We start from the raw sequence: 25,180 nt of genomic DNA, 5'->3' as shown, positions 1-25,180 counted from the left end.
AGGAGATTTTATGGCAACTATTCAGTGGTATCCAGGACATATGAATAAGGCAAAAAATCAACTTGAAGACAATCTTGATTTAATTGATGTCCTAATTGAAGTTTTAGATGCAAGATTACCTGTTTCATCTCGTAATCCAATGATTGGCAAGTTAGTTCAAAAAAAGCCACATATTGTGGTATTAAATAAGTGTGATTTGGCAGATCCAATTCAGACTAAATTATGGACCCATTACTTTCAAAAAGAAGGTAGTTTTGTTATTTCGATGGATGCTCAGCATAATACCAATATGAGTGCTTTAATAAAGTTAATTAAACTTGCTGGAAAAGAAAAAAACGACAAATTGATCGCTAAAGGAGCAGCTAATCCTATTATCCGTGTGGCTCTTGCAGGAATTCCAAATTGTGGAAAATCTACGATTATTAATCGTTTGGTTGGCCGCAATGCTGCGATTGTAGGGGATAAACCCGGTGTAACAAAAGGACAAACTTGGTTAAAAACTAAAACTAATATTCAAATTTTAGACACACCTGGTATTTTATGGCCTAAGTTTGAAGATCAAACCGTTGGTTATAAACTAGCTGCTTGTGGTGCAATTAAAGAAGATATTTTTCATGCAGATGATGTAGCTTTATTTGTGATTAGATTTTTAAAAGAACATTATTTCAATGACTTATTTAAATTTTCTCGAATTACTAAAGAACAAATAGAAACGTTATCCGATGCTGATATTCTTTTGGAAATGACCCAAAAATATGGGATGAGAGATGACTATGATCGTTTTGCTATTTTTATGTTACAACGATTACGCAAGGGTAAAATTGGAAGGATAACCTTTGATTTACGATGACAATTAAAGAAATAAAAGAATTACTAGCAAATCAAAATTTAAGTGACGACCAATTAGTCCAATTAAAGAAGGATCCGCGTAAAGGTGTGCAAACTTTAATCCAAAGCTTTGAAAAAGAGCAAGTGCGTCGCAGAGAAAAGCTTGCCGCTTTTAAAAAGAGATTCAGTTATGAACAAGAATTTTGGCAAAAGAATCAGCTTGTTGCAGGAGTAGATGAAGTGGGCCGTGGACCGCTGGCAGGACCAGTCGTTACGGCAGCAGTTATAATCGATCAAGATTTTAACTTAGTTGATGTCAATGATTCTAAAAAACTAAGTCCGCAAAAACGTTTAGCACTTTTTCCAAAAATATTGCAGCAGGCAGTTGCTGTAAGTATTGGTTTAGCTAACAATGATTTAATTGATCAAATAAATATCTATGAAGCTGATCGTGTAGCAATGGCACGGGCAGTTGAAGGATTACAAGTTAAACCCGCAGCTTTATTAGTGGATGCAATGAATGTACCTATTGATATTCCTCAAATTGAATTAATCAAGGGGGATGCCAAATCCAATTCAATTGCGGCAGCAAGTATTGTGGCTAAAGTTTTTCGAGACAGTTTAATGGATGCCTATGGAGAAAAATACCCTGAATATGGCTTTCATAATAATGCCGGCTATGGAACAGCAGAACATCTTGCAGCTTTAAAGAAGTACGGACCTACCCCCATCCATCGGCGTTCTTTTGCTCCTGTAAGTGATTACTTCCAGTAAAAGATAGAAAAAATAACCTCTTAATTTCGTAATGAATATTGGAGGTTATTTTAATGAATCAAAAAGAATTTTGCTTACGACTAAAACTAGAAAAGGGGATTACGGCGCGTAATCGGCAAGAGATTATTCAGAAATTAGGGTTTCAACAACAAGAAATAACTTTTGACTTAATTCAAGAGTTGGGGTTATCATCAGAGCTATGCAATAAAGTTTTCCATGCAATGAAAAATGTGCAATTGAATCAATGTGTTGAAAGAATTTTATTTCAGTGTGAAGTTATTACTTTTTTTGATCAACTTTATCCAGAGCAATTAAGAGAAATTTACAATCCTCCAATTGTTTTATTTGCGCGAGGAAATATAAGACTTTTAAAGAAAAAAATCACGGTCATTGTTGGATCTCGTTATCCTAGCAAATATAGTTCCTATATTTTAAAACAATTGGTACCCGAGTTAGTTAAGCAAGATGTTGTGATAGCAAGTGGGCTAGCGCGTGGTGTGGATGGAATTGCACATCGAGAAACTTTAGCAAATAATGGAAAAACGATTGCTGTAATTGGAAATGGTTTAAATTATTTTTATCCGCAATCCAATCAAAATTTACAACAAGAAATAATGAAAAATGGTTTGGTTATCAGTGAATACTTACCCGATACTCCACCATTACCATTTCGTTTTGTTGAACGAAATCGGATTTTGGCAGGTCTATGTGAAAACGTAATTGTAACTGAGGCTAAGAAAAAGTCGGGATCACTAATCACAGCAAATTATGCTTTAGAGGCAAATCGTAATATTTTTGCAGTCCCTGGACCAGTTTCGAGTCCTTTATCAGAGGGGCCTAATGCTTTGATTGCTGCTGGGGCTTACCCAATTTTAAAAGAAGACTTATTAACAACGCTTTAGTTGACAGCGGGACATTTTCTGGTAATTTAGACTTTGAAAGAAAAAATAGGAAGGGGCATCTTATGCCTGCTACTAAAAACAAAAAAAAGAAAAATTTAGTAATCGTCGAATCACCTCACAAAGCTAAAACAATTGAAAAATATTTAGGTAGTAATTACCATGTGATTGCATCTAAGGGACATATTCGTGATCTCCCTAAATCGCAAATGGGAGTTAATATTGACAAAGATTATGAACCTAAATATATCTCAATTCGTGGTAAAGGCGAAACAATCAAGGAATTAAAAAAAGAAGCTAAAAAGTCTAAATATGTTTATCTTGCATCTGACCCGGATCGAGAAGGAGAAGCAATTGCCTGGCATGTTGCTCATGCACTTGATCTTGATCCCAAAGAAAATAATCGGGTTGCATTTAATGAAATTACTAAAGACGCTGTTAAAAATGCCTTTAAACATCCTCGTTCAATTGACATGGATATTGTTGATGCCCAGCAAGCTCGACGAGTATTAGACCGTTTAGTTGGGTATTCTTTATCACCAATTTTATGGGCTAAAGTTAAAAAAGGACTTTCAGCAGGTCGTGTTCAATCAGTTGCTTTAAAGTTAGTAATTGATCGAGAAAAAGAAATTAAAAACTTTAAGCCTGAAGAATATTGGACGATTGATGCGGATTTTACCAAGAGTCGCAAAAAATTTACTGGCAGTTTTTATGGCCTTAATGGTAAAAAGACGGATTTGCCAAATAATGATGCTGTAAAAGAAGTTTTATCTAAAATTGATAAAAAGCAAGACTTTGAAGTAACAAAAGTAGTAAAGAAAGAACGTCGTCGTAATCCAGCTGCACCGTTTACAACTTCAACTATGCAACAAGAGGCAAATAAGCGGTTAGGTTATCGTACTCGTCGCACAATGAGAATTGCGCAATCTCTTTATGAAGGAGTTAATTTGGGAAAAGGATCAGTTGGATTAATCACTTATATGCGTACTGATTCAAAAAGAATTGCCAATGTTGCTCGTCACGAAGCTTCAAAATTTATTCATGAAAAGTATGGTGAAAGCTATGCTTCAATGAAGCCACAAAACTTTAAAAATGATGCTGAAGCTCAAGATGCCCACGAAGCAATTCGTCCAACATCAGCATTTAGAACGCCTGAATCAATTAAAGAATATCTTACACCAGAAGAATATCGCTTATATAATTTAATTTGGTCACGATTTGTTGCTAGTCAAATGACACCAGCAGTTTATGATACTGTTAGAGCTGATATTGAACAAAATGGTGTGACTTTCCGCACAAATGGTTCAAAAATGAAATTTGCTGGTTTCACTAAAGTTTATGATAATGAGAAGGAAAAGAATAAAGAATTACCCGACCTTCAAGAAGGCGATAAGGTTAAATTATCTAAAACAGATGATCGCCAGCACTTTACCCAGCCACCAGCAAGATATACCGAAGCTAGTTTAGTTCACGCATTAGAAGCAAATGGGGTGGGACGCCCTTCAACTTATGCGCCAACAATTGATACAATTCAACGTCGATACTATGTTAAACTTGAGGGCCGATCAATTGTTCCAACTGAGTTGGGTGAAATAGTTGATCAATTAATTGAAAAGTTTTTCCCTGATATTGTGAATGTTGATTTTACTGCACAATTAGAAGATGACCTCGATAATGTTGAAGAAGGTCAAAAAAATTGGGTAAAAGTAGTTGATGAATATTATAAACCATTTTCTCAAGAGCTTAAGAAAGCTGATGAACAAATTGAAAAGGTGCAAATTAAAGATGAACCAGCTGGCTTTAATTGCGATATTTGTGGAGCACCGATGGTAATTAAAATGGGAAGATATGGTAAGTTTTATGCTTGTTCTCGTTTCCCAGATTGTCGTAATACCAAACCGATTGTCAAAAAAGTTGGAGTTAAATGTCCAAAGTGTGGCAAAGGTGAAATTATAGAGAAAAAATCTAAGAAAAATAGAAAGTTCTATGGTTGCTCTCGCTATCCAGAATGTGATTTTGTTTCTTGGGATCAACCAATTGGGCGTAATTGCCCTAATGATGGCCATTATTTGGTTCAAAAGAAGACGAAAAAGGGTCTAGTTGTACTTTGTCCAAATGGGGATTATCGTGAAGACCAAGATGAAAATTAATTTTATTTAAGAATTTAAAAAGTTAAATAATATCATCTTACTTTTTAAAAGTTTGATGATATTATTTTTATATATTAGTTTATAAATTATAAGAGAGGTAAAAATATGCCAGAGAAAGTTACTATCATTGGTGCTGGTTTAGCTGGTAGTGAAGCAGCTTGGCAATTAGCTAAACGTGGGATTGAGGTAGATCTATATGAAATGCGTCCCCATAAATTAACTCCTGCTCACGAAACCGGAAATTTTGCTGAATTAGTTTGTACCAATTCTATGCGATCTAACCAACTTTCTAACGCGGTCGGTCTATTAAAAGAGGAAATGCGTCAACTTGATTCTTTAATTATGCAAGCTGCTGATGAAAATGCCGTTCCAGCTGGTGGGGCATTGGCTGTAGATCGTGATCGCTTTTCGACCCAAATTACTAAAACTTTACACTCACTGGATAATGTTCATATTCATGATGAAGAAATTGAGAAGATTCCAGAAACAGGCATAACAATTATTGCCACTGGACCTTTAACTTCAGAAAAGTTAGCAGCCCAAATTCAGAATTTTTGTGGTACCGATTCTTTACATTTCTTTGATGCTGCTGCTCCTATAGTTGATGCTGATTCAATTAATTATGACATTGTTTATAAAAAATCTCGTTATGATAAAGGAGAAGCCGCTTATTTAAACTGTCCCATGAGCAAAGAGGAATTTTTTAATTTTTATAAAAATCTAATTGCTGCAGAAACGGCTGAACTCCATGGTTTTGAAAATAGTAATGTCTTTGAAGGCTGTATGCCAATTGAAGTAATGGCACAACGTGGTGAAAAGACTATGCTCTTTGGTCCTTTAAAACCAGTAGGACTCGAAGATCCACGAACTGGTAAAAAACCTTATGCTGTGATCCAATTAAGACAGGATAATGCTTCAGCTTCGATGTATAATATAGTTGGTTTCCAAACTCATTTAAAATATGGTGAACAAAAACGTGTTTTCTCCATGATTCCGGGTTTGGAAAATGCAAAATTTGTTCGTTATGGTAAAATGCACCGTAATACTTATATTGCAAGTCCAGAAGTTTTGCAGCCTTCATATGAAGCAAGAAAACAAAGGGGATTGTTTTTTGCGGGTCAAATGACTGGCGTAGAAGGTTATGTTGAAAGTGCTGGTTCAGGATTAGTAGCTGGAATTAATGCTGCGCGTCTTGCTTTAGGTGAGTCGACTGTAACTTTTCCTAAGACTACGGCTCTTGGATCAATGGCACACTACATTACTTCTACAAGTGCTAAACATTTTCAACCAATGAATGCTTCTTATGCCTTGATTCCTAAATTAGATCATAAAGTTAGAAATAAACAGGAAAGACATCTGGAGATTTCAAAGAAAGCTTTAGCCGATTTGGATGAATTTAAAAAGGAAGATCTTGATTGAGGACTAATCAAAATGATCAGTATTTGGATCAATTTATTGATTATTTAAAAAATGAGCGTGGATATAGTAAAAATACAATTGATTCTTACGTAAGAGATTTAAGGCAAGTGAAGAACTTTTTTGAAAAAAATGGCGGTTTTTCTGGTTGGGATAAAATTCAAACTAGAGATGTCGAGATTTTTCTTCAGAATTTGGCTTCACAAAAATTGTCACGTACGACGCAAGCAAGAAAAGCATCAAGTTTACGATCTTTTTATCGTTATTTAAATAAGCGTAACCTTGTAACCAATAATCCAATGGTTGCAATTACGGTTAGAATTGGTGAAAAAAAATTACCGCAATTTTTTTATGCCAATGAAATTAGAAATGTTTTGGATAGTCAACTTGACCATGATGAGCTATCTTTGAGAAATCGCGCATTATTCGAATTGTTTTATGCAACGGGGATGCGTTTAAGTGAGATTAGTAATTTGAAATTAGATCAAATAGATTTTGATTTAAAAATGATTTTAGTTCATGGTAAAGGCAATAAAGATCGGTATGTTCCTTTTGGAAGCCAAGCAAATGCTGCTCTTTTAGCTTATTTAAAAGATAGTCGTCCCAATTTATTAGGACAAAACCAAGATTTGCATTATGTTTTTCTCAATGAGCAAGGTAATTCACTTACCGGACGTGGAATAGAATATATTATGAAGAAGGTTTTTGCTAAAGCTGGAATTGGCTCCAATGTTCATCCTCATATGTTACGTCATACTTTTGCGACAGAGATTTTGAATAATGGAGCAGATTTACGTAGCGTGCAAGAACTTTTAGGACATGAGTCAATTTCTACTACTCAAATTTATACTCACGTGAATATGCAACATTTACAACGTGACTACAATAAATTCTTTCCTAGAAACAAAAAAGAAAACGAGGCTAATTAAAATGACAACAATTTGTTCAGTTAGATATAATGGTAAAACTGCTATTGCTGGTGATGGTCAAGTAACTTTGGGAGAAAAAGTTATTGCCAAGGCAAGTGCCAAAAAGATTCGTCGCATTTATCATAACCAGGTTGTTCTTGGATTTGCTGGTGGTGTGGCAGATGCAGTTACTCTTCAAGATATGTTAGAGGGAAAACTAGAAACTTATTCTGGTGATTTGAGAAGAGCTGCTGTTGAATTAGCTCAGAGTTGGCGTAAAGATCCCGCTTTAGCTAAATTACAGGCAATGCTGATTGCTTTTAACGATAAAGATCTCTTATTAATTTCAGGTAATGGAGAAGTACTTGAACCTGATGAAAACGTAGTTGCGATTGGCTCAGGTGGAAATTTTGCCCAGGCAGCTGCGATTGCAATGACGCGTCATAGTCAAGGGATGCAAGCAGATGAAATTGCCAAAGAGGCTGTCAAAATTGCTTCGGGAATCGACGTCTTTACAGATGATCAAATAGTTACAGATGAAATCTAGGTGAATATATTGACAAAAGAAAAAACACCAAAACAAATAGTTGAATTATTAGATAAATATATTATTGGACAAGACGAAGCTAAGAAGCAGGTAGCAATTGCGTTATATAACCGTTATCGTCGTACTCAATTATCAAAGACGATGCAACAGGATATTACACCTAAAAACATCTTAATGGCTGGACCTACTGGTGTTGGTAAAACAGAAATTGCACGACGTTTGGCCAAAATTGTAAATGCGCCTTTTGTAAAAGTTGAAGCAACAAAATTTACTGAAGTGGGATATGTTGGACGCAACGTTGAATCGATGGTACGTGACTTAGCTCAAGCTGCTGTTCGCATGGAAGAACAACAAGAATTTGAACGTGTTAAATCTGTTGCTACCCAGAAGGCTAATGATCAATTAGTCAAGCTTTTAGTTCCAGGTATCAAAAAAGAAAACCGTGAAAATTCAATGCAGCAGATGATGCAAATGTTATCTGGTAATTTGAACTTATCAGCTAATCAAGAAACTGAAGAAGTAACTGATGAAATCCGCAACCAGCGCATGAGCGTTAGAGATCAATTAGCTCATGGACTTTTAGAAGATAGAGAAGTAACTATTGAAGTAGAACAAGCACCTAAAGCAAATCCCATGGGAGATATGATGGGACAAATGGGCATGGACATGTCTAGTTTAATGGGTGACCTTTTACCAAAGAAGAAAGTCAAGCGAACACTTCCTGTATCTGAAGCACGTGAAATTCTTATACAACAAGAATCTAAAAATTTAGTCAACTATGATTCCCTTTATCAAGATGCTATTGAACAAGCACAACAAAATGGCATTATTTTTATTGATGAAATAGATAAAATTGCAGCTGGAGATAAACGTAACTCAGGACAAGTATCACGGGAAGGTGTGCAAAGAGACATTTTGCCAATTGTTGAAGGCTCAACTGTTTCCACCAAATATGGCCCCGTTTCTACCGAACACATTTTATTTATTGGTGCAGGGGCATTTGCTGAAAGCAAGCCAAGTGATTTGATTCCTGAATTACAAGGACGTTTTCCAATTAGGGTAGAGTTAAATGCTTTATCACAGGCTGATTTTGTGAAAATTTTAAAGGATCCGGCAAATTCGCTCTTAAAACAGTATATTGCGTTAATGAATGCAGATGGGATTAAACTTATTTTTACACAGGAAGCAATCGACAAAATCGCCGAAATTGCTTACCAAGTTAACCAGGGAACCGATAATATTGGGGCTCGACGTTTAACAACAATTTTAGAAAAATTACTGGAAGATGTTCTATATGAAGGCCCAGATATGAATATGGGAGAAATTACTATTACTGAAAAGTATGTAACTGAAAAATTAGATGATGTAATTACTAATAAAGATCTCACTAAGTTTATTCTATAAATGGGTTTAGAGCAGGAAAATGGATTATCAAATTAAAAATAATAATTTAACCGTTACAATTTCTAATCAAGGTGCAGAAGTTCAGAGCATCAAAGACAATAAAAGTGGTCGCGAATATATCTGGCAAGCAAATCCCGATGTTTGGGGAAGACACGCTCCCGTTCTTTTTCCAATTGTCGGCCGTCTAAAAAATGACCAATACAGTTATCAAGGGAAAGTTTACAATCTGGGGCAACATGGTTTTGCGAGAGATTCAGTTTTTGAAGTAAAAGAACAAGGAACTGACTATATTAGTTTAGTTCTTAAATCAAATGAAAAAACTTTCTTAGTTTATCCTTTTGCTTTTGAATTAATATTAAATTACCGTTTAGACCAGAATACAGTTAGAGAAGAATTTATCGTTAAGAATTTAGATAATAAAACTATGATTTTTGGTATTGGCGGCCATCCAGGTTTTAATTTGCCAACGGATGCTAATATCCACAAAGATAACTATTATTTTAAATTTTCTCCTGCAATTAATCATATTAAAATTCCTCTAAAGGCGCCACTGCTAGATTGGGAAGAAAAGAGTGAAGATGATACTCACAGGTTATTGCAAATTAGTAATTTAATGTTTAAAGATGATGCTTGGGTATTCGAATTAAAAGACCGTAATAAAGTAACTCTGGCCTGCAATAAAAATGCTTATCAAGTTGACGTAGCTATGGATAATGCACCGTATGTTGGGCTGTGGTCGCAATATCCGACCACTGCTGATTATGCTTGTATTGAACCTTGGTGGGGAATCGCTGATACCATAGATGCAAGTGGTAATTTGGAAGATAAAAAGGGTATGAATCATCTTCCTGCAGGTGAGACCTGGAAAAATGGATTCAACATAACTTTTCACGACATAAATTAAAAAAAAGAGAGCAAACGCTCTCTTTTTTCAGTGCATAAATTTTAACTCTTGCATATTTTAGTTTTACAATAAGAGTGAAAGATTAGAAAAAGGAAGTTTTAGTATGAGTAATATTCCAACAATTACATTAAATGATGGTAATAAGATCCCTCAATTAGGTTTTGGGATGTATCAAATTCCTAAACACGAAGATGCCGTAAAAGCCCTTACTCAAGCTCTTAATAATGGCTATCGTTTAATTGATACCGCTGAAGTCTATCAAAATCAAGGCGCCTTTCAAGAAGCCTTGAAAAATAGTGGCGTAAAACGTGAAGATGTATATTTGACCACAAAACTTTGGGTTTCAAATGCATCTTTTGCAAAAGCGGAAAAAGCTATTGATGAGGATTTAAAAGAGTTAGGAACTGATTATATTGACTTAATGCTTTTACACCAACCTTATGGAGATGTCTATGGCGCTTGGAATGCTTTGGCAGCGGCTAAAAGAGCTGGTAAGATTCGTTCTATTGGTTTGTCTAATTTTTATCCTGACTTGTATATGAATCTTGAATTAGCTCATGAAGATAAGCCTGCTTTAAATCAAATTGAGATTAATCCTTGGTTCCAACAAACTAATGATGTTAAATTCTTCCAAGGTAGAGATGTTGCTGTGGAAGCTTGGGCTCCATTTGCTGAAGGAAAGGGCGATATCTTCAATAACGAAGTATTAAAAGAGATTGCTGAAAATCACCATAAGACTGTTGGTCAAGTAATTTTACGTTGGTTAGTCCAAAGAAGTATTATTGTGATTCCTAAGTCCGTTCATGATGAGCGCCAAAAAGAAAATATGGATATTTTTGATTTTGAACTTACTCGCGAAGAAATGGAAAAGATCAGACACTTAGATAAAGGTGGATCACAATTCTTTGATCATCGTGATCCTGCAGTAATTGATGATATTTTTGGGGAGAGTTTAAAGCAATTACGTGATTCAGAATAGAAAAAATGGATACTCAAGAAGTATCCATTTTATTTTATAGTATTGCAAACGTATGTTCGATTAATTATAATAAATAAAAGTTAGCCTTAAGACTAACTTTTATTAGTTTTATTTTTAATTGGCAACTTGTGGTGAGCTTTTTTATACCAGTACCATAATCCAAAGGGGACAATATTTTCATCGTGGTGAATTAAACGTTTGATATTATCCTTATGACGAACGAAGAGGATAACCATCATAATCCCTGCAATGACAGTTAAGAAAATATCATGGAACCAGAAAGAACCAATAAAAATTATGGTGATAGAAATTAAACTGCTCAAACTTACGTAAGATGTGATAAAGAGGATTGGTAGGAAAACTACTGCACAAAATCCAAAAAATTTAATGTTATACCCTAGAAAAACACCAGCACTTGTAGCAACAGCCTTACCACCCTTAAATTTTAAGAAGATTGAGAAAGTATGACCAAGAATGGCGCATAATCCAGCAACTAATAAAAGATAATGAGGACCATTTAAGTGAAAGAGAAGAGGTAATTCGGTAGCAAGTGCACCTTTGAAAATATCAATTACTAAGACAACTGACCCGCCTAAGGGACCCATTACGCGAAAAGAATTAGTTGTACCAATATTTCCAGACCCATATTTTCGAATATCTTCATGGAAAAATATTTTTCCAATAATAACACCGGTCGGAAATGACCCAATTAAATATGCTAAAATAAATGTAAGACAATAAGCAAAAATAGTCATCAATTTTCATCCTTAATTTAATCTTAGCTTTATTTTATCAAAGATTAGGTAAGTTGTTGTGAAATTTGTTGACTTTTAAAACGGAGGAATTCATTTGGTTGAGAAAAAAGTAACACATAATTATGATGATTCATCCATTCAAATTCTACATGGCCTTGAGGCAGTAAGAAAACGTCCAGGTATGTATATTGGTTCTACTGATCGTCATGGATTAAATCATTTGGTTTATGAGATTGTAGATAATTCAGTTGATGAAGCCATGGCTGGTTATGGTAATGAGATAAATGTTACTATTCATCAAGATAATTCTGTCACTGTGCAAGACTTTGGTCGTGGAATGCCAACAGGGATGCATGAATCTGGAGCTCCAACAATTGAGGTTATTTTGACGGTTCTCCATGCAGGAGGTAAATTTACCGAAAATAATTATCAAACTTCTGGTGGTTTACATGGAGTTGGTTCTTCTGTAGTTAATGCCTTATCTGAATATTTAAAAGTTAGAGTTGTTCGTGGCGGAGAAGCTTATGAAGAAGAATTTCGTAATGGGGGACATCCTGTTGGAACCTTGAAGCATTTAGGTAAAACTAAAGAAAAGAACGGAACAACAATTACTTTTAAACCGGATCCAACAATTTTTTCTACTACAACTTATAATTATGAAACTATCCAAGAAAGAATTCGTGAATCAGCTTTCTTATTGAAGGGGGTTAAGTTCACCTTAACAGATGAACGTGAACCACAACATCACGATGAATTTTTATATGAAGACGGAATTAAATCTTTTGTGTCTTATCTTAATGAAGAAAAAGATACGATGGGAGATGTCTTCTATTTTTCCGGTAAGCAAAACGGTATTGAGGTTGAATTTGCTGGTCAATATAATGATGGTTATTCAGAAAACTTTGTTTCCTTTGTAAATAATGTGCGTACTGCTGATGGTGGTAGTCATGAAGCCGGTGCTCGTAGTGGATTTACTAAAGCATTTAATGATTACGCTAAGAAACAAGGCTTACTAAAGGGTAAGGGGTTAGAAGGATCCGACTATCGTGAAGGTTTAAGCGCAGTATTATCTGTTAAGATTCCTGAAGAATTATTGGAATTTGAAGGACAAACAAAGGGTAAACTTGGTACTCCACAAGCAAGAAGTGTAGTAGATACTATTGTTTACGAGCAACTTTCATATTACTTAATGGAAAATGGTGAGTTTGCTCAAAATTTAGTTCAAAAAGCTCAAAAAGCTCGTGATGCACGTGAAGCAGCTAAAAAGGCTCGTGATGAAAGTAGAAGTGGTAAAAAGCGTCGAAAGAAAGAAATTTTATCGGGTAAGTTAACTCCTGCGCAATCACGAAATCCTAAAAAGAATGAATTATTCCTAGTCGAAGGTGATTCGGCTGGAGGTTCTGCAAAACAAGGGAGAGATCGTAAATTCCAAGCTATTCTTCCTCTCCGGGGGAAGGTTCTAAATACCCAAAAGGCTAAGTTACAAGATATCTTTAAAAACGAAGAAATTAATACGATGATCCATACTATCGGCGCCGGTGTTGGAGCAGAATTTAAAATTGATGATGCTAATTATGATAAAGTTATTATCATGACTGATGCGGATACAGATGGAGCTCACATTCAAATTTTATTATTAACATTCTTTTATCGTTATATGAAACCAATGATAGAAGCAGGTAAAGTTTATATTGCCTTACCCCCACTTTATAAATTAGAAAAAGGATCAGGTAAAAAGAATAAAATTGAATATGCTTGGACAGATGAAGAGTTAAGTGAAGCCGAAAAAGAAATGGGCAAGGGCTTTGCCTTGCAACGATTCAAAGGATTGGGTGAAATGAACGCCGATCAATTATGGGAAACTACAATGAATCCAGAAACACGAACTTTGATTAGAGTAAAGATTGACGATGCTCAACTAGCAGAGAAACGTGTAACTACATTGATGGGGGATAAAGTTGCTCCACGTCGTAAATGGATTGATGAAAATGTAAAATTCCGTATGGGCGAAGATGGCTCAATTTTAGAAACTGAAAGAGTCTAGGAGGTATTTCGATTAGATGGCTGATACAGTAGAACGAATTAAAGAATTACCCCTTGAAGAAGTAATGGGTGAACGTTTTGGACGTTACTCAAAATATATTATTCAAGAAAGAGCTTTACCGGATGTACGAGATGGTTTAAAGCCAGTTCAAAGACGTATTCTTTATGCAATGTATAAAGATAATAATACTTTTGATAAACCCTATAAAAAAGCTGCCAAAGCAGTTGGTAATGTCATGGGTAATTTTCACCCTCATGGTGATAGTTCCATTTATGGTGCCTTAGTTCACCTTTCTCAAGATTGGAAAATGCGTGAACCATTAATAGAAATGCACGGTAATAATGGTTCGATGGATGGTGATGGTCCTGCAGCTATGCGTTATACCGAGTCGCGTTTAAGTAAAATTTCAAATTTACTTTTACAAGATATCGATAAAGATACAGTACCAATGATTTTGAATTTTGATGATACAGAGTATGAACCCACTGTATTGCCAAGTCATTTTCCTAATCTTTTAGTAAATGGTTCAACTGGAATTTCAGCTGGGTATGCAACTGAAATTCCTCCTCATAATTTAGGAGAAGTTATTGATGCGGCTGTTTATCTTTTAAATCATCCAGAAGCAAATACTGATGATTTAATGAAGTTCGTTAAGGGGCCAGATTTTCCTACAGGCGGAATTGTTTTAGGCAAAAAAGGAATTAAAGAAGCATATGAAACTGGTCGTGGTAGAATTCAAATTCGATCAAAAACCAGCATTCAAGATATTAAAGGTCATCGTCAACAAATTGTGGTAACCGAAATACCTTTTGGTGTAAACAAAGCGATGATGGTCAAGAAAATTGATGAAATACGTCTAAATAAAGAAATTGATGGTATTGCCGAAGTTCGTGATGAAACTGACCGTCATGGTTTATCAATTGTAATTGAACTTAAAAAGGGTGCAGACAGTCAAAATATTTTAAATTACTTATTTAAAAATACTGATTTGCAAGTTTCCTATAACTTTAATATGGTTGCTATTGACCATATGGCACCAGTTCAAGTTAGTTTGAAAAAGATCTTAGCTTCATATTTAGAACATAAAAAAGAAGTAGTTACTAAAAGAACACAATTTGATCTTGGAAAAGCTAAACAAAGATTAGAAATTGTCGAAGGTCTTATCCATGCTTTAGATATTTTAGACGAAGTAATAAAGACTATTCGTGCTTCAAAAGATAAAAAAGAAGCTCAAACTAATTTAGTGAAGAACTTTGATTTCACGCAAAATCAAGCTGAAGCTATTGTTTCATTACGTCTTTATCGTTTAACCAATACTGATGTCAATCAATTAAAAGCAGAAAAGGCAGACTTAAATGATAAAATTACCACTTATGAAGATATCTTGAATAATGAGGATGTCTTAGAAAAGGTAGTTGTAAAAGAACTCAAAGAGGTAAAGAAAAATTTTGGGTCTGAACGAAGAACTGAAATTACTGAAAAGGCTGCCAAAATTGAAATTAACGAAAAAGCTCTAGTTGCTGACGAAACAGTTAGAGTTTTAGTAAGTCGCGATGGCTACTTAAAACGTTCATCTTTACGTTCTTTCCAATCAACTGATGATCAAGATAACGGCTTACCAGCAGGGGATGAAGTAGTATTTGAAAAAACAATGTCTACTTTAAATAATCTTTATCTCTTTACAAATAAGGGTAATTTAATTTATCGACCAGTTCATGAATTAATAGAAACTAAATGGAAAGAAACTGGACAACACTTATCACAAGAGTTAGGTTTAGCTCAAGATGAAGAAATTATTCGTGTCTTTGAAATTAAAGACCTTAGTGAAACAGCTAATTTCTTACTTGCCACTGATGATGGTTACATTAAGCAAGTTGTCCTAAGCGATTTACAACCAACGAGGACTTATAAATCTCGTGCAATTATTGCGATGAAGCTTAAGACACCAGAAAGCAAAGTCGTGAGGGTCGATAAAGTAAGTACTGATAGTAAGCAAGAGATTACTCTTATTACTAATCAGGCATATGCAATTCGCTATGATATTAACGAAGTTCCTACTTCAGGTGCACGAGCTGCAGGTGTAAAATCAGTTAACTTAAAGGAAAATGATTATGTAGTAGATTACTTGCTTGCTTCACCTGAAACAGTTGAGCAAATTAAAATTGGTTTAGTTACTCAACGTGGAGCCTTTAAGCAATTGAAATTAGATCTGATTAATAAAGTAACACGTGCTAAACGTGGAGTAATGATTTTAAGAGAGTTAAAGACGAAACCGCATCGTATTTCGACTTTAACAAGTTATGGTCAAAATCATGAATTAATTTTGACAACAAGTTCTCAGCGTCAAGTTAAGATTGACACAAATGCCTTTCCTTTAGGTGATCGCTATTCAAATGGCTCATTTGTTTTAGACCCAACAACTGATGGTCAACCTGTTACTCTTAAACTAGGTAAGGTTTTGTCAGACAAAAAAGATGATGTAAGTAACTTATTTAATTAAATTTATGAAAATTAATTTCAAAAGACTCTTATTATTAATAAGAGTCTTTTTTTACTTTGAGTATAGGAAGAATCATTAATAATTATAAATAATAGTTTATCTATAAAAGAACAGATGTTATTATAGAGTATGGATGATTAGTTAAATAAAATTTAAGATTTTCTATTTAATAGAAAAAGAAAGGGTGTAAATCGAAGTGAAAGCAAATGCAGATGCGGTTTTATCCGCAAAATCACTTCACTATTTTTTACAATTAGTTGATAGCATGAGTTATACTCAAGCTTCGCAGATTTTAGGGATAACTCAACCTGCGTTGACTCAGCAAATCAAAAAATTAGAACGTGCTGTTGGTTCACCTCTATTTGGTCAAATCGGAAAAAAACTTTATTTGACTGACGCTGGAAGTAAGATGGAGGAAACTGCCCGAACTTTATTTGATACAGTACACGATACTGTTGATGAGATTCAACAATTTACTGATTCAGATAGTGGTTATATTTCTATCGGAATTCTAAATATTTTTGAGCCAAAAGTTATTGAGGAATTTTTGATTAATTTTGGTAAAAAATATCCTGATGTGAGATTAATAGTTAATTTTTATGATCGGGAAGAACTTTGGAATAAAATTGATAAAAACGAAATTGATTTCGCAGTTTCATATATTCCAGATATTAATGCTAATGCCGCTACGATGCGTCAATTTACGACTAAAGAAATTAACAAAGAATCAATTGTTTTGCTAAGCTCTAAGAAGGATACCTCATTAGAGAGTATGCTGCATGAAAACTGGGCGTCTTATACTGAAAATTCTTATCTTACTCATATTTTTAAACGCTTTTATGCTTCAATTATTCCGCAAAATGAGATAAAAGCACGTTTTTCTCGTGTGCATGAATTAGTTGATTTTGCGCAATCAAATAAATTAAATACCTTTGTTACTAAAAGTTATTATCTAGTTCACCAGAAAGAAATTACTTTAAATGAAGTGAGAACAAGTGAGCTAATTGATTTTCAAGGTTGTTTTATTTACCGTAAAAATAAGGCACAAATTCCTCGTTTAGCCAATTTCTTAACTGAATGGGACAAGTTTTTAAACGCAAAAGACTACGCTTCTAGACTAGACTAGGTAGGAACATTCTACTAAAATATAGGTAGAATGTTTTTATAAAGGAGCTCATACGATAATGGCAAAAGAACTTATTTTTGGACACCAAAATCCTGATACTGATGCAATTGGTACTGCAATTGCATATTCATACTTTCAAAATCAAAATGGTTTTGATACTGAAGCAGTAGCTTTGGGTGAACCAAACGATGAAACTCAATATGCTTTAGATAAGTTTGGTTTTAAAGCACCTCGTGTAATTGAAACTGCCGCAAATGAAGTAGATAGTGTAATGCTTGTTGACCATAATGAACCTCAACAAAGTGTTTCAGATATTGATAAGGTTAAGGTATCTCACGTTGTGGATCACCACCGTATTATGAACTTTAATACTGCTGATCCTTTATACTATCGTGCAGAACCTGTTGGTTGTACCAGCACTATCATGTGGGAAATGTTTAACGAAGCTGGCATAGAAATTCCTAAGGATTTAGCTGGTTTAATGCTTTCTGCAATTATTTCAGATACTTTATTATTAAAGTCACCAACTACTACTGATAAGGATAAAGCCGCAGTTGAAGCCTTAGCAAAAATTGCTGGTGTTGACTACAATGAATACGGTTTAGCTTTGCTTAAAGCTGGTACTAATATTGCTGATAAGTCTGAAGAAGAATTAATCGATTTAGATGCTAAGAGCTTTGAATTAAACGGTAACAATGTACGTATTGCACAAATCAATACTGTTGATTTACCAGAAGCTATGGAAAGAAAAGCAGCTTTTATTAAAGCAATGGAAGATGCAAGTAAGGCAAATGGTTACGACATGTTTATGCTGGTAATCACTAATGTTTTAGATTCAGATTCTGAAGCTATCATTGTGGGTAGTGATGAAAATAAAGCAATTTTTGAAAAAGCTTTTGATAAAAAGCTTGAAGATTCAAGTGTTGACTTACCAGGGGTTGTTTCACGTAAGAAACAAGTTGTTCCTCCATTGACTAAAGCATTTGAAGGATAAAGATATTTAAACATCCCTCTTTTGGGATGTTTTTTTGTTAGGAGAAGAAAATGACTCGAGTAACATTTATGCGTGATGGCTTAGAATTAGTAGGAGATTTAGAAATACCTAATCAAGATAATTATGATTTAGTAATTATGATGCATGGCTTTACAGCAAATCGTAATACACCGCTTTTTAAAGAAATTGTAGCTGATTTAAACCAAGCAGAAATAGCGAGTTTAAGGTTTGATTTTAATGGTCATGGTGAAAGCGGCGGCAAATTCGAAAATATGACTGTTATTAACGAAGTAGCTGATGCTAATGCGGTTTTAGAAGAAGCTCTTAAGGATAAACGCGTTAGAAATATCTACTTACTTGGCCATTCTCAAGGTGGTGTTGTAGCCTCCTTATTAGCCGCACTTTATCCCGATATTATCAAAAAACTAGTCCTGATGGCTCCTGCTGCAGCCTTACATAATGATGCATTAGTTGGGAATACCCAAGGAGTTACTTATGATCCTAAACATATTCCAACTTATGTCGATTACCATGGTAAAAAATTAGGCGGTTTTTATTTGCGGACAGCGCAAGCCTTACATATTTATGAGCAAGCACAGCGTTATGCTGGACCAGTAATTGTAATAGCAGGGACAAATGATAAAACTGTTGATCCAATGTATGCGAAAAAATATAATACTATTTACGCCAATAGTCGATTGGAATTAATCAATGGTGGAGATCATCGTTTTAACCCTCCGTATCAAGAAGTTGGAGCAAAAATAGCTACTGATTTTTTAAGTAAAAAAGAAGGTTAATTATGGCAACTGAAGTTAATTTACCAACTAATATTGAGGTACGTGGAGCCCATCTGCATAATTTGAAAAATATTAATGTTGATCTTCCCTTGCATAAATTTGTGGCTATCTCAGGCCTTTCAGGTTCAGGAAAATCTTCTCTAGCTATGGGAACACTCTATGAGGAGGGATCTAAGCGCTATTTAGATGCGCTTTCAACCTATATGCGCAGACGGATTAAACAGGGAACTAATGCGGCAGCGGATAGTATTAAGCATATTCCATCAGCTTTAGCTTTACGTCAACGCCCAAGTGTCCCTAATGAACGAGATACCGTGGGGACAACAACTGAAACTTTTAATGTTTTACGTCTGATTTTTTCTCGACTTGGAAGTCCAGTTTGTCCGAATGGTCACCGCTTAGAGCCAAGTTTAGTGATTGCTGAAGCGATGAGTAAAAGTGGACGTGAAATGGGTCAAATTACTTGTCCAGTCTGTGGTGTAGAATTTTATGTTCCTGGTGCTGAAGATTTTGCCTTTAATTCTGATGGGGCTTGTCAAAACTGTGGCGGAACTGGAAAAGTAAGAGAACTAGATGAAAGCAAGTTAGTTCCAGATGAAAATCTGACAATTAAAGAAGGAGCCGTGGCTTCATGGTCACTTCCTGGGCGTAACTTTATGCCAAATGTGGCAGAATTTGCTGGTGTGAGAATTGATGTTCCTTTTAAAGATCTTACTGAAAAAGAAAAGGATTTTGTTCTAAATGGGCCAGAGAAAAAATACAAAATGGATTTTCTTTCTGGAACTGGCCGTGTCTTTCACGATTTCAATGCACTTTACGAAAATGCTCACCAAGCAGTTCTAAAATCAGCTCAAAGTAGTAAGAGTGAACGCGCGCAAAAACGAATTTCTGAATTCTTTAAATATTCTACCTGTGAGGTATGCCATGGTTCACGTTTAAGACCAGAATTACTTAAGCAGCTTGTTAATGGTAAAAATATTTTTGAAGTTGAAAATATGTCACTGGGAGAATTACCCCAGTGGAGCCAGGATGTTTTAGCAAGCTTGCCAGCAGAAATGCAGCAAATGGCGAGTGAATTAATTAATGAATTTATTAATAATTTGCAACCTTTACTTGACTTAGGACTAGACTACTTAACAATGGCACGGCCAGGCAACACATTATCGACGGGAGAATTACAACGAATTCAGTTGGCACGTACTTTACGTACAGAAACTACTGGTGTTTTATATGTGTTAGATGAACCATCAATTGGACTTCATCCAGCTAACGTTGATGGCTTAATTAAAGTTATGCGTAAATTAGTTGCACAAGGTAATTCCTTAGTAGTGGTAGATCATAACGTTGATATAATTGCAGCTGCCGATGAAATTATTGAAATTGGTCCTGGCTCAGGCCAAAAGGGTGGCAATGTAATTGCTCAAGGTACAACTGCTCAAATAAGTAATAACTCTAACTCTTTAATTGCACCTTATCTTAATGGAACCGCTGATCTCTTAGCCCGCACACCAGCATCGAAGGTCAATGAGCAGAAAATAAAGTTTGAAGTTAAAAATTATTTCAATTTAAAAGATGTTAAGGCTGAGATTCCAATTAACCAATTAACAGCTGTTACCGGCTTTTCGGGTGCAGGGAAGACAAGTTTAATTTTAGATTCTTTAGTTCCCGCAATTGAAGCAAAAGATAAGCAAGATTTTCCCAAACAAGTAACTAATTTTTCTTCTTCCATTAAAAAAGTAGTTAGTGTTGACGCAAGTCCAATTGGTAAGAGCACACGTTCAACCGTAGCTACTTATACCTCTATTATGGATAATTTGCGTAAACTATTTGCCAAACAGCCTTTAGCTAAAGAAAAGCATTATACTCCTAGTTACTTTTCTTATAACAATAAAGAAGGAGCTTGTCTGACTTGTGGTGGTACAGGAATTGTTACCTTGGATATTCAGTTCTTACCTGATATGCAGCAGACTTGTCCAACTTGTAATGGTGATCGCTATAATGAACAAGTTCAAGAAGTTCGTTGGAATGGTTATTCAATCGTTGATCTTTTAGCACTTGATGTTAATGAGGCTATTCCAATTTTTAAAGAAGTTCCAAAAATTGAACGTGAATTAAAACTATTACAAGAAGTTGGGTTGGGCTATCTGCATTTAGGTGAAAGTACTCCGGCACTTTCTGGTGGTGAAGCACAACGATTAAAATTAGTAACTCACTTAGGCAGAAGAGAAGACGATACTCTATTTGTTTTTGATGAACCAACTATTGGCTTGCATCCCTTAGACGTAAAAGTTTTACTCCAAGTTATGCAACGTTTACTTGACCAAGGTGCTACTATTATCACCATTTCTCATGATCTTAACTTAATTGTTAATAGTGATTATATGCTAGATATGGGACCTAGAGGAGGAAATAATGGTGGTCAGATTGTCGCATCTGGCTTAACACAAGAGTTGGTTAAGTATCCAAGTAGTTTGACTACTGAATATTTAGCTAATTATTGGAAAGAATTTAATCAATAAGTAAAACGCATCTCTCTATTGAGATATGCCTTTTGTAGTAATTTTGAATTAGAACTAATTTTATATAAATAAAAGTTATAGGTGATTCTAACTACTAAATATTGGTATTAGTGAAAAACGCATCCTATAATATCTATAACAAATAAAAGGAGAGATTTAATGAGTAAACTAGCTAATGATACAAGAGTCTTTAACATTAATCCAAAAATTGATGTCCAAAATGTACGTTTTGAAAATAGATATGGTTTTACTTTAGCAGGACATTTATATCTTCCGGAAAATTTTGATAATAGTAAAAAATATGCTGCAATTGCTATTTCTGGACCATTTGGCGCAGTCAAAGAACAGTCAAGCGGCCTTTACGCCCAAACCTTAGCTGAACGTGGCTTTGTAACTGTGGCATTTGATCAGTCAATGACTGGTGAAAGTTCTGGCAAGCGTCGTGATGTTGCAAGTAGTGATATCTTTGTTGAAGATTATAGCAGCGCCGTAGACTTTTTAGGTAAACAAGCTTTTGTTGATCGTGACCGTATCGGTGCCATTGGTATTTGTGGTCTAGGTTCTCATGTTTTAACTGCAGCTTCAATTGATGTACGCATTAAGGCTGTGGCAACAAGTGTCATGTATGATATGTCCGATTCAATGTGGAAGGGACTTAATAATACCAAGACCGACGAACAAAGAAAATTAGAAAAGCAATATCTAGCTGAAATGCGCTGGAAAGAAGTAGATGAAGGGGAGCAAATTACTGGGTTGCATGAATTACCTTTTGATAAAGATAATAATCCTATTTATGCTCCTAAATTATTTGGAGAAAGTTTACCTGCTGATGCAGATGATGTAACTAAACAATTCTTTGAATATTATAAGGTGCGTGCTTTTCATCAACGTTCAATCAATTCTAACTCAGCTTGGGACGCAACTACTCCTTGGAGTTACTACAACTTCCCCTTACAACAAAAAATTGATCAAATTACAGCTCCAGCATTGATCGTAACTGGTGAAAAGGCTCATTCACGCTATATGGCTGAAGAAGCTTATGAACGCTTAACAGATAAAAAAGAGTTAGTAATTGTTCCTAATGCCACCCACGTAGATTTATACGATCAAATGGATAAGATTCCTTTTGATAAATTTGAAGAATTCTTTAAGAAGAATCTTTAAGATTGTAAAATCTAATTTTAATTAGTTAGGAGAAAGATTTAATGGAGCATTCAGTTAAAGCTTTTCCGATGACCGCAGAAAATGAGCATTATATTTTTAAACTTAGTGATAATGTTGAACGTGAGCATGTAAATTACTATACACGTTACGGCATTGAAATTGCGGCTGATCTTTATTATGCAAAAGATATTGATAAAAATTTGCCTCATAAGGCAATTGTAATTGGGCCTCCTTTTGGCGGCGTGAAAGAGCAAGGACCAGGAGTGTATGCAAACCAATTAGCCCAAAAAGGATTCGTAGTCTTAGCTTTTGATCCTGCTTATCATGGTTTTAGTGGAGGAATGCCACGTTATACTGGTTCACCTGATACTTATGTTGAAGATTTTTCTGCAGCAGTAGATTTTCTCGGAACTCTTGATTTTGTTGGTCGTACCAAGATTGGTGCAATAGGAATATGTGCTAGTGGTGGCTTTGCATTAGGTGCTGCACGGCAAGATACTCGTATTAAAGCAGTTGTAACAAGTGTACTATATGATATTCCATCTCTGGCAGGTTCAGTAAAGGGAGAAGACCGACAAAAGCAACTTCATGCTGGTAGCGAAGTTCGCTGGACTGATCCAGAAAAATATCAACTGATGTATCCTGAAAAGCCAGCTGATAAAGTTCCTGCTAATTTAAATCCTGTTGATGCCGAGTTTTTTAGTTTTTACGGGATGAAGCGTGGCTGGAATCCACACGCTTTAACAAATATTACGGCAACTTCTTTTCCTAGCTTTATGAATTTTAGTGTTACAACTCATCTTGATAGCATTTCACCCAGACCGGTATTAATGATTACTAGTGAAGAAGCTCACTCTAAAGCATTTACTGATGAAGTTTATAAAAAATTAGCTGAACCAAAAGAGAAGTTTGTTTTACCACATGGTCAGCATATTGATTTTTATGATAATACTAATATAATTCCATTTGATAAAATAACTGCATTTTTTGATAAAAATTTATAAGGGAGTTTATTAATTTATAGAATCCACCCAAAAAGACAGCTTATAATGATATGAACCCTAAAATTAGGACATATTATTAAGCCATTTGATTTAAAACCATATTTCGATATTGAATCGGAGTATGGTTTTTATTGAGCTCTTAATTCTTTTGTTATTGTAGTAATAAATATATTCTTTGATTGCTTCTTCCAGCTCATCTAAATTCTTAAATGTTTTCTCAAAGCCATAGAACATTTCTCGCTTTAAAATGCCAAAAAATCCTTCCATTAATCCATCATCTAATGAATTACCTTTTCTAGACATTGATTGTTCAATCCCGTGATTTTTAAGCCAATTTTGAAAAGCTGGATGTTGATATTGCCAGCCTTGATCAGTATGAAAGATAAGCCCATTTAATGCAGGATGATCTTTATAAGCTAATTCAAGCATGTTCATTACTTGTTCTAAGACTGGATGACAACTAAGAGTGTAAGAAATTATTTCATGAGTGCAACCATCCATAATTGGTGATAAATATAGTTTTTCTCCATTTAAATGAAATTCGGTTATATCAGAGTACCACTTTCTATCTGGCAAAATAGCTAGAAAATTGCGACAGATCAAATTAGGTTTGATTTTACCTACGGTACCCTGATAACTTGAGTATTTTCGTCTACGTCTAATTGCAATACCAAATAGATGCATCTTTTTCATTAGACGCTTTACTTTCTTGTGATTAATTTTAACGCCTTCAATGTGTAATTGGGCTGTAATTCTCCTATAGCCGTATCTATGCTTGTGTTCCTCAAATATTTCTTTAATCCGTTTCATGATATCTTGATTTTTTAAATCTTTATCATCCTGTTTTAAAACATAGTAGTAATTGCTTTTAGATAAATGAGGCAAATCAGGATTAGAATTAATTGTATTTAAGATAAAAGTTACGGTTACATGAAGTTCATGCCTTAGTTCAGTAACCACCTGAGCTATTTCTTTGGCTTTTGGTTTTTTCTTTGAGAAACTAAGGCGCTTAATTTTTTTACAAATTCGTTTTCGACAGTAAGCCTTAAGTTCTCTTGTTTTAGGTCTTTTAGTTGTTTTTGAAGTTCTTTGATTTGTTGGTCTTTGTTTTTCATGAGATGGTTTGCCTTTCTTGTGATTAATGACATTATACCCATCTTCTTTATATTTGCGAATCCAATTATGGATTAGACCCTGGCTAGGCAAGGCTAAATCTAAGGATACGTGTTGCGCAATTTCATTGTTAATAAGTACTCTTCTAATTGCTTCTTCCTTAAATTCAATTGTATAAGCAGAAGAAGATCTATCTAAAATATTGATTCCATGACGATCTATCAAATTAAGCATATAACGGATATTACCTGAGTTTATCCTGTATTTTTTACTTAACCATGTAGAAGTTTTTCCATATTTTTTCCAATAATTATAAATATCAATTTTATCTTGTTTTGTTAATTTAGACATAATA

19 protein-coding genes and 1 pseudogene are annotated in these 25,180 nt (G+C 34.7%); 18 read left to right on the top strand and 2 right to left on the bottom strand.

All coding sequences use genetic code 11. From position 1 onward, the window contains the following. Positions 1-10: 10 nt before the first annotated feature. The 10 genes from ylqF (at position 11) to FP432_RS02320 (ending at position 10,809) form a co-directional block, all read left to right on the top strand. On the top strand, positions 11-850 hold the full coding sequence (ylqF, locus tag FP432_RS02365) for a ribosome biogenesis GTPase YlqF (RefSeq protein WP_265489264.1): 840 nt from the start codon (positions 11-13) through the stop codon (positions 848-850). Then, the gene (locus FP432_RS02360) at positions 847-1,602 is read left to right on the top strand and encodes a ribonuclease HII (protein ID WP_265489263.1); all 756 of its coding nucleotides are present in this window, start codon (positions 847-849) and stop codon (positions 1,600-1,602) included. Before ylqF ends, FP432_RS02360 begins: the two co-directional genes overlap by 4 nt. Positions 1,603-1,655: 53 nt before the next feature. Then, positions 1,656-2,504, top strand: coding sequence for a DNA-processing protein DprA (gene dprA / locus FP432_RS02355; RefSeq protein ID WP_265489262.1), 849 nt, complete (start codon positions 1,656-1,658; stop codon positions 2,502-2,504). Positions 2,505-2,566: 62 nt separating this feature from the next. Beyond that, a complete protein-coding gene (gene topA / locus FP432_RS02350; protein ID WP_265489261.1) occupies positions 2,567-4,651 on the top strand; it encodes a type I DNA topoisomerase in 2,085 nt (694 codons plus the stop codon). Positions 4,652-4,756: 105 nt separating this feature from the next. Then, positions 4,757-6,070 (top strand): methylenetetrahydrofolate--tRNA-(uracil(54)-C(5))-methyltransferase (FADH(2)-oxidizing) TrmFO, encoded by a 1,314-nt coding sequence (gene trmFO / locus FP432_RS02345; RefSeq protein ID WP_265489260.1) that lies wholly within the window; start codon positions 4,757-4,759, stop codon positions 6,068-6,070. Continuing rightward, positions 6,067-6,996: a tyrosine recombinase XerC gene (gene xerC / locus FP432_RS02340; RefSeq protein WP_265489259.1), complete on the top strand. Its 930-nt coding sequence runs from the start codon at positions 6,067-6,069 to the stop codon at positions 6,994-6,996. The genes trmFO and xerC overlap by 4 nt, the downstream gene beginning before the upstream one ends. Position 6,997: 1 nt before the next feature. Further along, the gene (gene hslV / locus FP432_RS02335) at positions 6,998-7,522 is read left to right on the top strand and encodes an ATP-dependent protease subunit HslV (protein WP_265489258.1); all 525 of its coding nucleotides are present in this window, start codon (positions 6,998-7,000) and stop codon (positions 7,520-7,522) included. A 9-nt stretch (positions 7,523-7,531) separates the two neighbouring features. After that, positions 7,532-8,926 carry an ATP-dependent protease ATPase subunit HslU gene (gene hslU / locus FP432_RS02330; RefSeq protein WP_265489257.1) on the top strand — a complete coding sequence of 465 codons (1,395 nt, stop codon included), beginning with the start codon at positions 7,532-7,534 and terminating at the stop codon, positions 8,924-8,926. 19 nt (positions 8,927-8,945) lie between these two features. Then, the gene (locus FP432_RS02325; protein ID WP_265489256.1) at positions 8,946-9,830 is read left to right on the top strand and encodes an aldose 1-epimerase family protein; all 885 of its coding nucleotides are present in this window, start codon (positions 8,946-8,948) and stop codon (positions 9,828-9,830) included. A gap of 103 nt (positions 9,831-9,933) precedes the next feature. Next, entirely contained in the window at positions 9,934-10,809 is an 876-nt protein-coding gene (locus tag FP432_RS02320) for an aldo/keto reductase (RefSeq protein ID WP_265489255.1), read from the top strand. Positions 10,810-10,901: 92 nt separating this feature from the next. On the opposite strand, the gene plsY is transcribed toward FP432_RS02320, so the two are convergent. Beyond that, the gene (plsY, locus tag FP432_RS02315) at positions 10,902-11,564 is read right to left on the bottom strand and encodes a glycerol-3-phosphate 1-O-acyltransferase PlsY (RefSeq protein WP_265489254.1); all 663 of its coding nucleotides are present in this window, start codon (positions 11,562-11,564) and stop codon (positions 10,902-10,904) included. Between the two features lie 94 nt (positions 11,565-11,658). Between plsY and parE the strand changes: the two genes are divergently transcribed. From parE to FP432_RS02275, 8 genes are all read left to right on the top strand, one after another. Beyond that, complete coding sequence (gene parE, locus FP432_RS02310; RefSeq protein WP_265489253.1) at positions 11,659-13,608, top strand: DNA topoisomerase IV subunit B; 1,950 nt, start codon at positions 11,659-11,661, stop codon at positions 13,606-13,608. A gap of 16 nt (positions 13,609-13,624) precedes the next feature. Next, on the top strand, positions 13,625-16,108 hold the full coding sequence (gene parC, locus FP432_RS02305; protein ID WP_265489252.1) for a DNA topoisomerase IV subunit A: 2,484 nt from the start codon (positions 13,625-13,627) through the stop codon (positions 16,106-16,108). A gap of 196 nt (positions 16,109-16,304) precedes the next feature. Further along, the gene (locus tag FP432_RS02300) at positions 16,305-17,234 is read left to right on the top strand and encodes a LysR family transcriptional regulator (protein WP_265489251.1); all 930 of its coding nucleotides are present in this window, start codon (positions 16,305-16,307) and stop codon (positions 17,232-17,234) included. A 58-nt stretch (positions 17,235-17,292) separates the two neighbouring features. Next, entirely contained in the window at positions 17,293-18,228 is a 936-nt protein-coding gene (locus FP432_RS02295) for a manganese-dependent inorganic pyrophosphatase (RefSeq protein WP_265489250.1), read from the top strand. Positions 18,229-18,278: 50 nt separating this feature from the next. After that, positions 18,279-19,025, top strand: coding sequence for an alpha/beta hydrolase (locus FP432_RS02290; RefSeq protein WP_265489249.1), 747 nt, complete (start codon positions 18,279-18,281; stop codon positions 19,023-19,025). 2 nt (positions 19,026-19,027) lie between these two features. Further along, positions 19,028-21,544 carry an excinuclease ABC subunit UvrA gene (locus FP432_RS02285; RefSeq protein ID WP_265489248.1) on the top strand — a complete coding sequence of 839 codons (2,517 nt, stop codon included), beginning with the start codon at positions 19,028-19,030 and terminating at the stop codon, positions 21,542-21,544. 159 nt (positions 21,545-21,703) lie between these two features. Further along, positions 21,704-22,708, top strand: coding sequence for an alpha/beta hydrolase (locus FP432_RS02280; protein WP_265489246.1), 1,005 nt, complete (start codon positions 21,704-21,706; stop codon positions 22,706-22,708). A gap of 41 nt (positions 22,709-22,749) precedes the next feature. Next, positions 22,750-23,712 (top strand): alpha/beta hydrolase, encoded by a 963-nt coding sequence (locus FP432_RS02275; RefSeq protein WP_265489244.1) that lies wholly within the window; start codon positions 22,750-22,752, stop codon positions 23,710-23,712. 76 nt (positions 23,713-23,788) lie between these two features. Here the strand turns inward: FP432_RS02275 and FP432_RS02270 are convergent. Further along, positions 23,789-25,176 (bottom strand): annotated as a pseudogene (locus tag FP432_RS02270) (IS3 family transposase). Positions 25,177-25,180 lie beyond the last annotated feature (4 nt).

The organism is Lactobacillus sp. PV034 (assembly GCF_014522305.1).
In the GTDB taxonomy this organism is placed as follows: domain Bacteria; phylum Bacillota; class Bacilli; order Lactobacillales; family Lactobacillaceae; genus Lactobacillus.
This window is presented reverse-complemented; position numbering and strand designations above follow the sequence as displayed.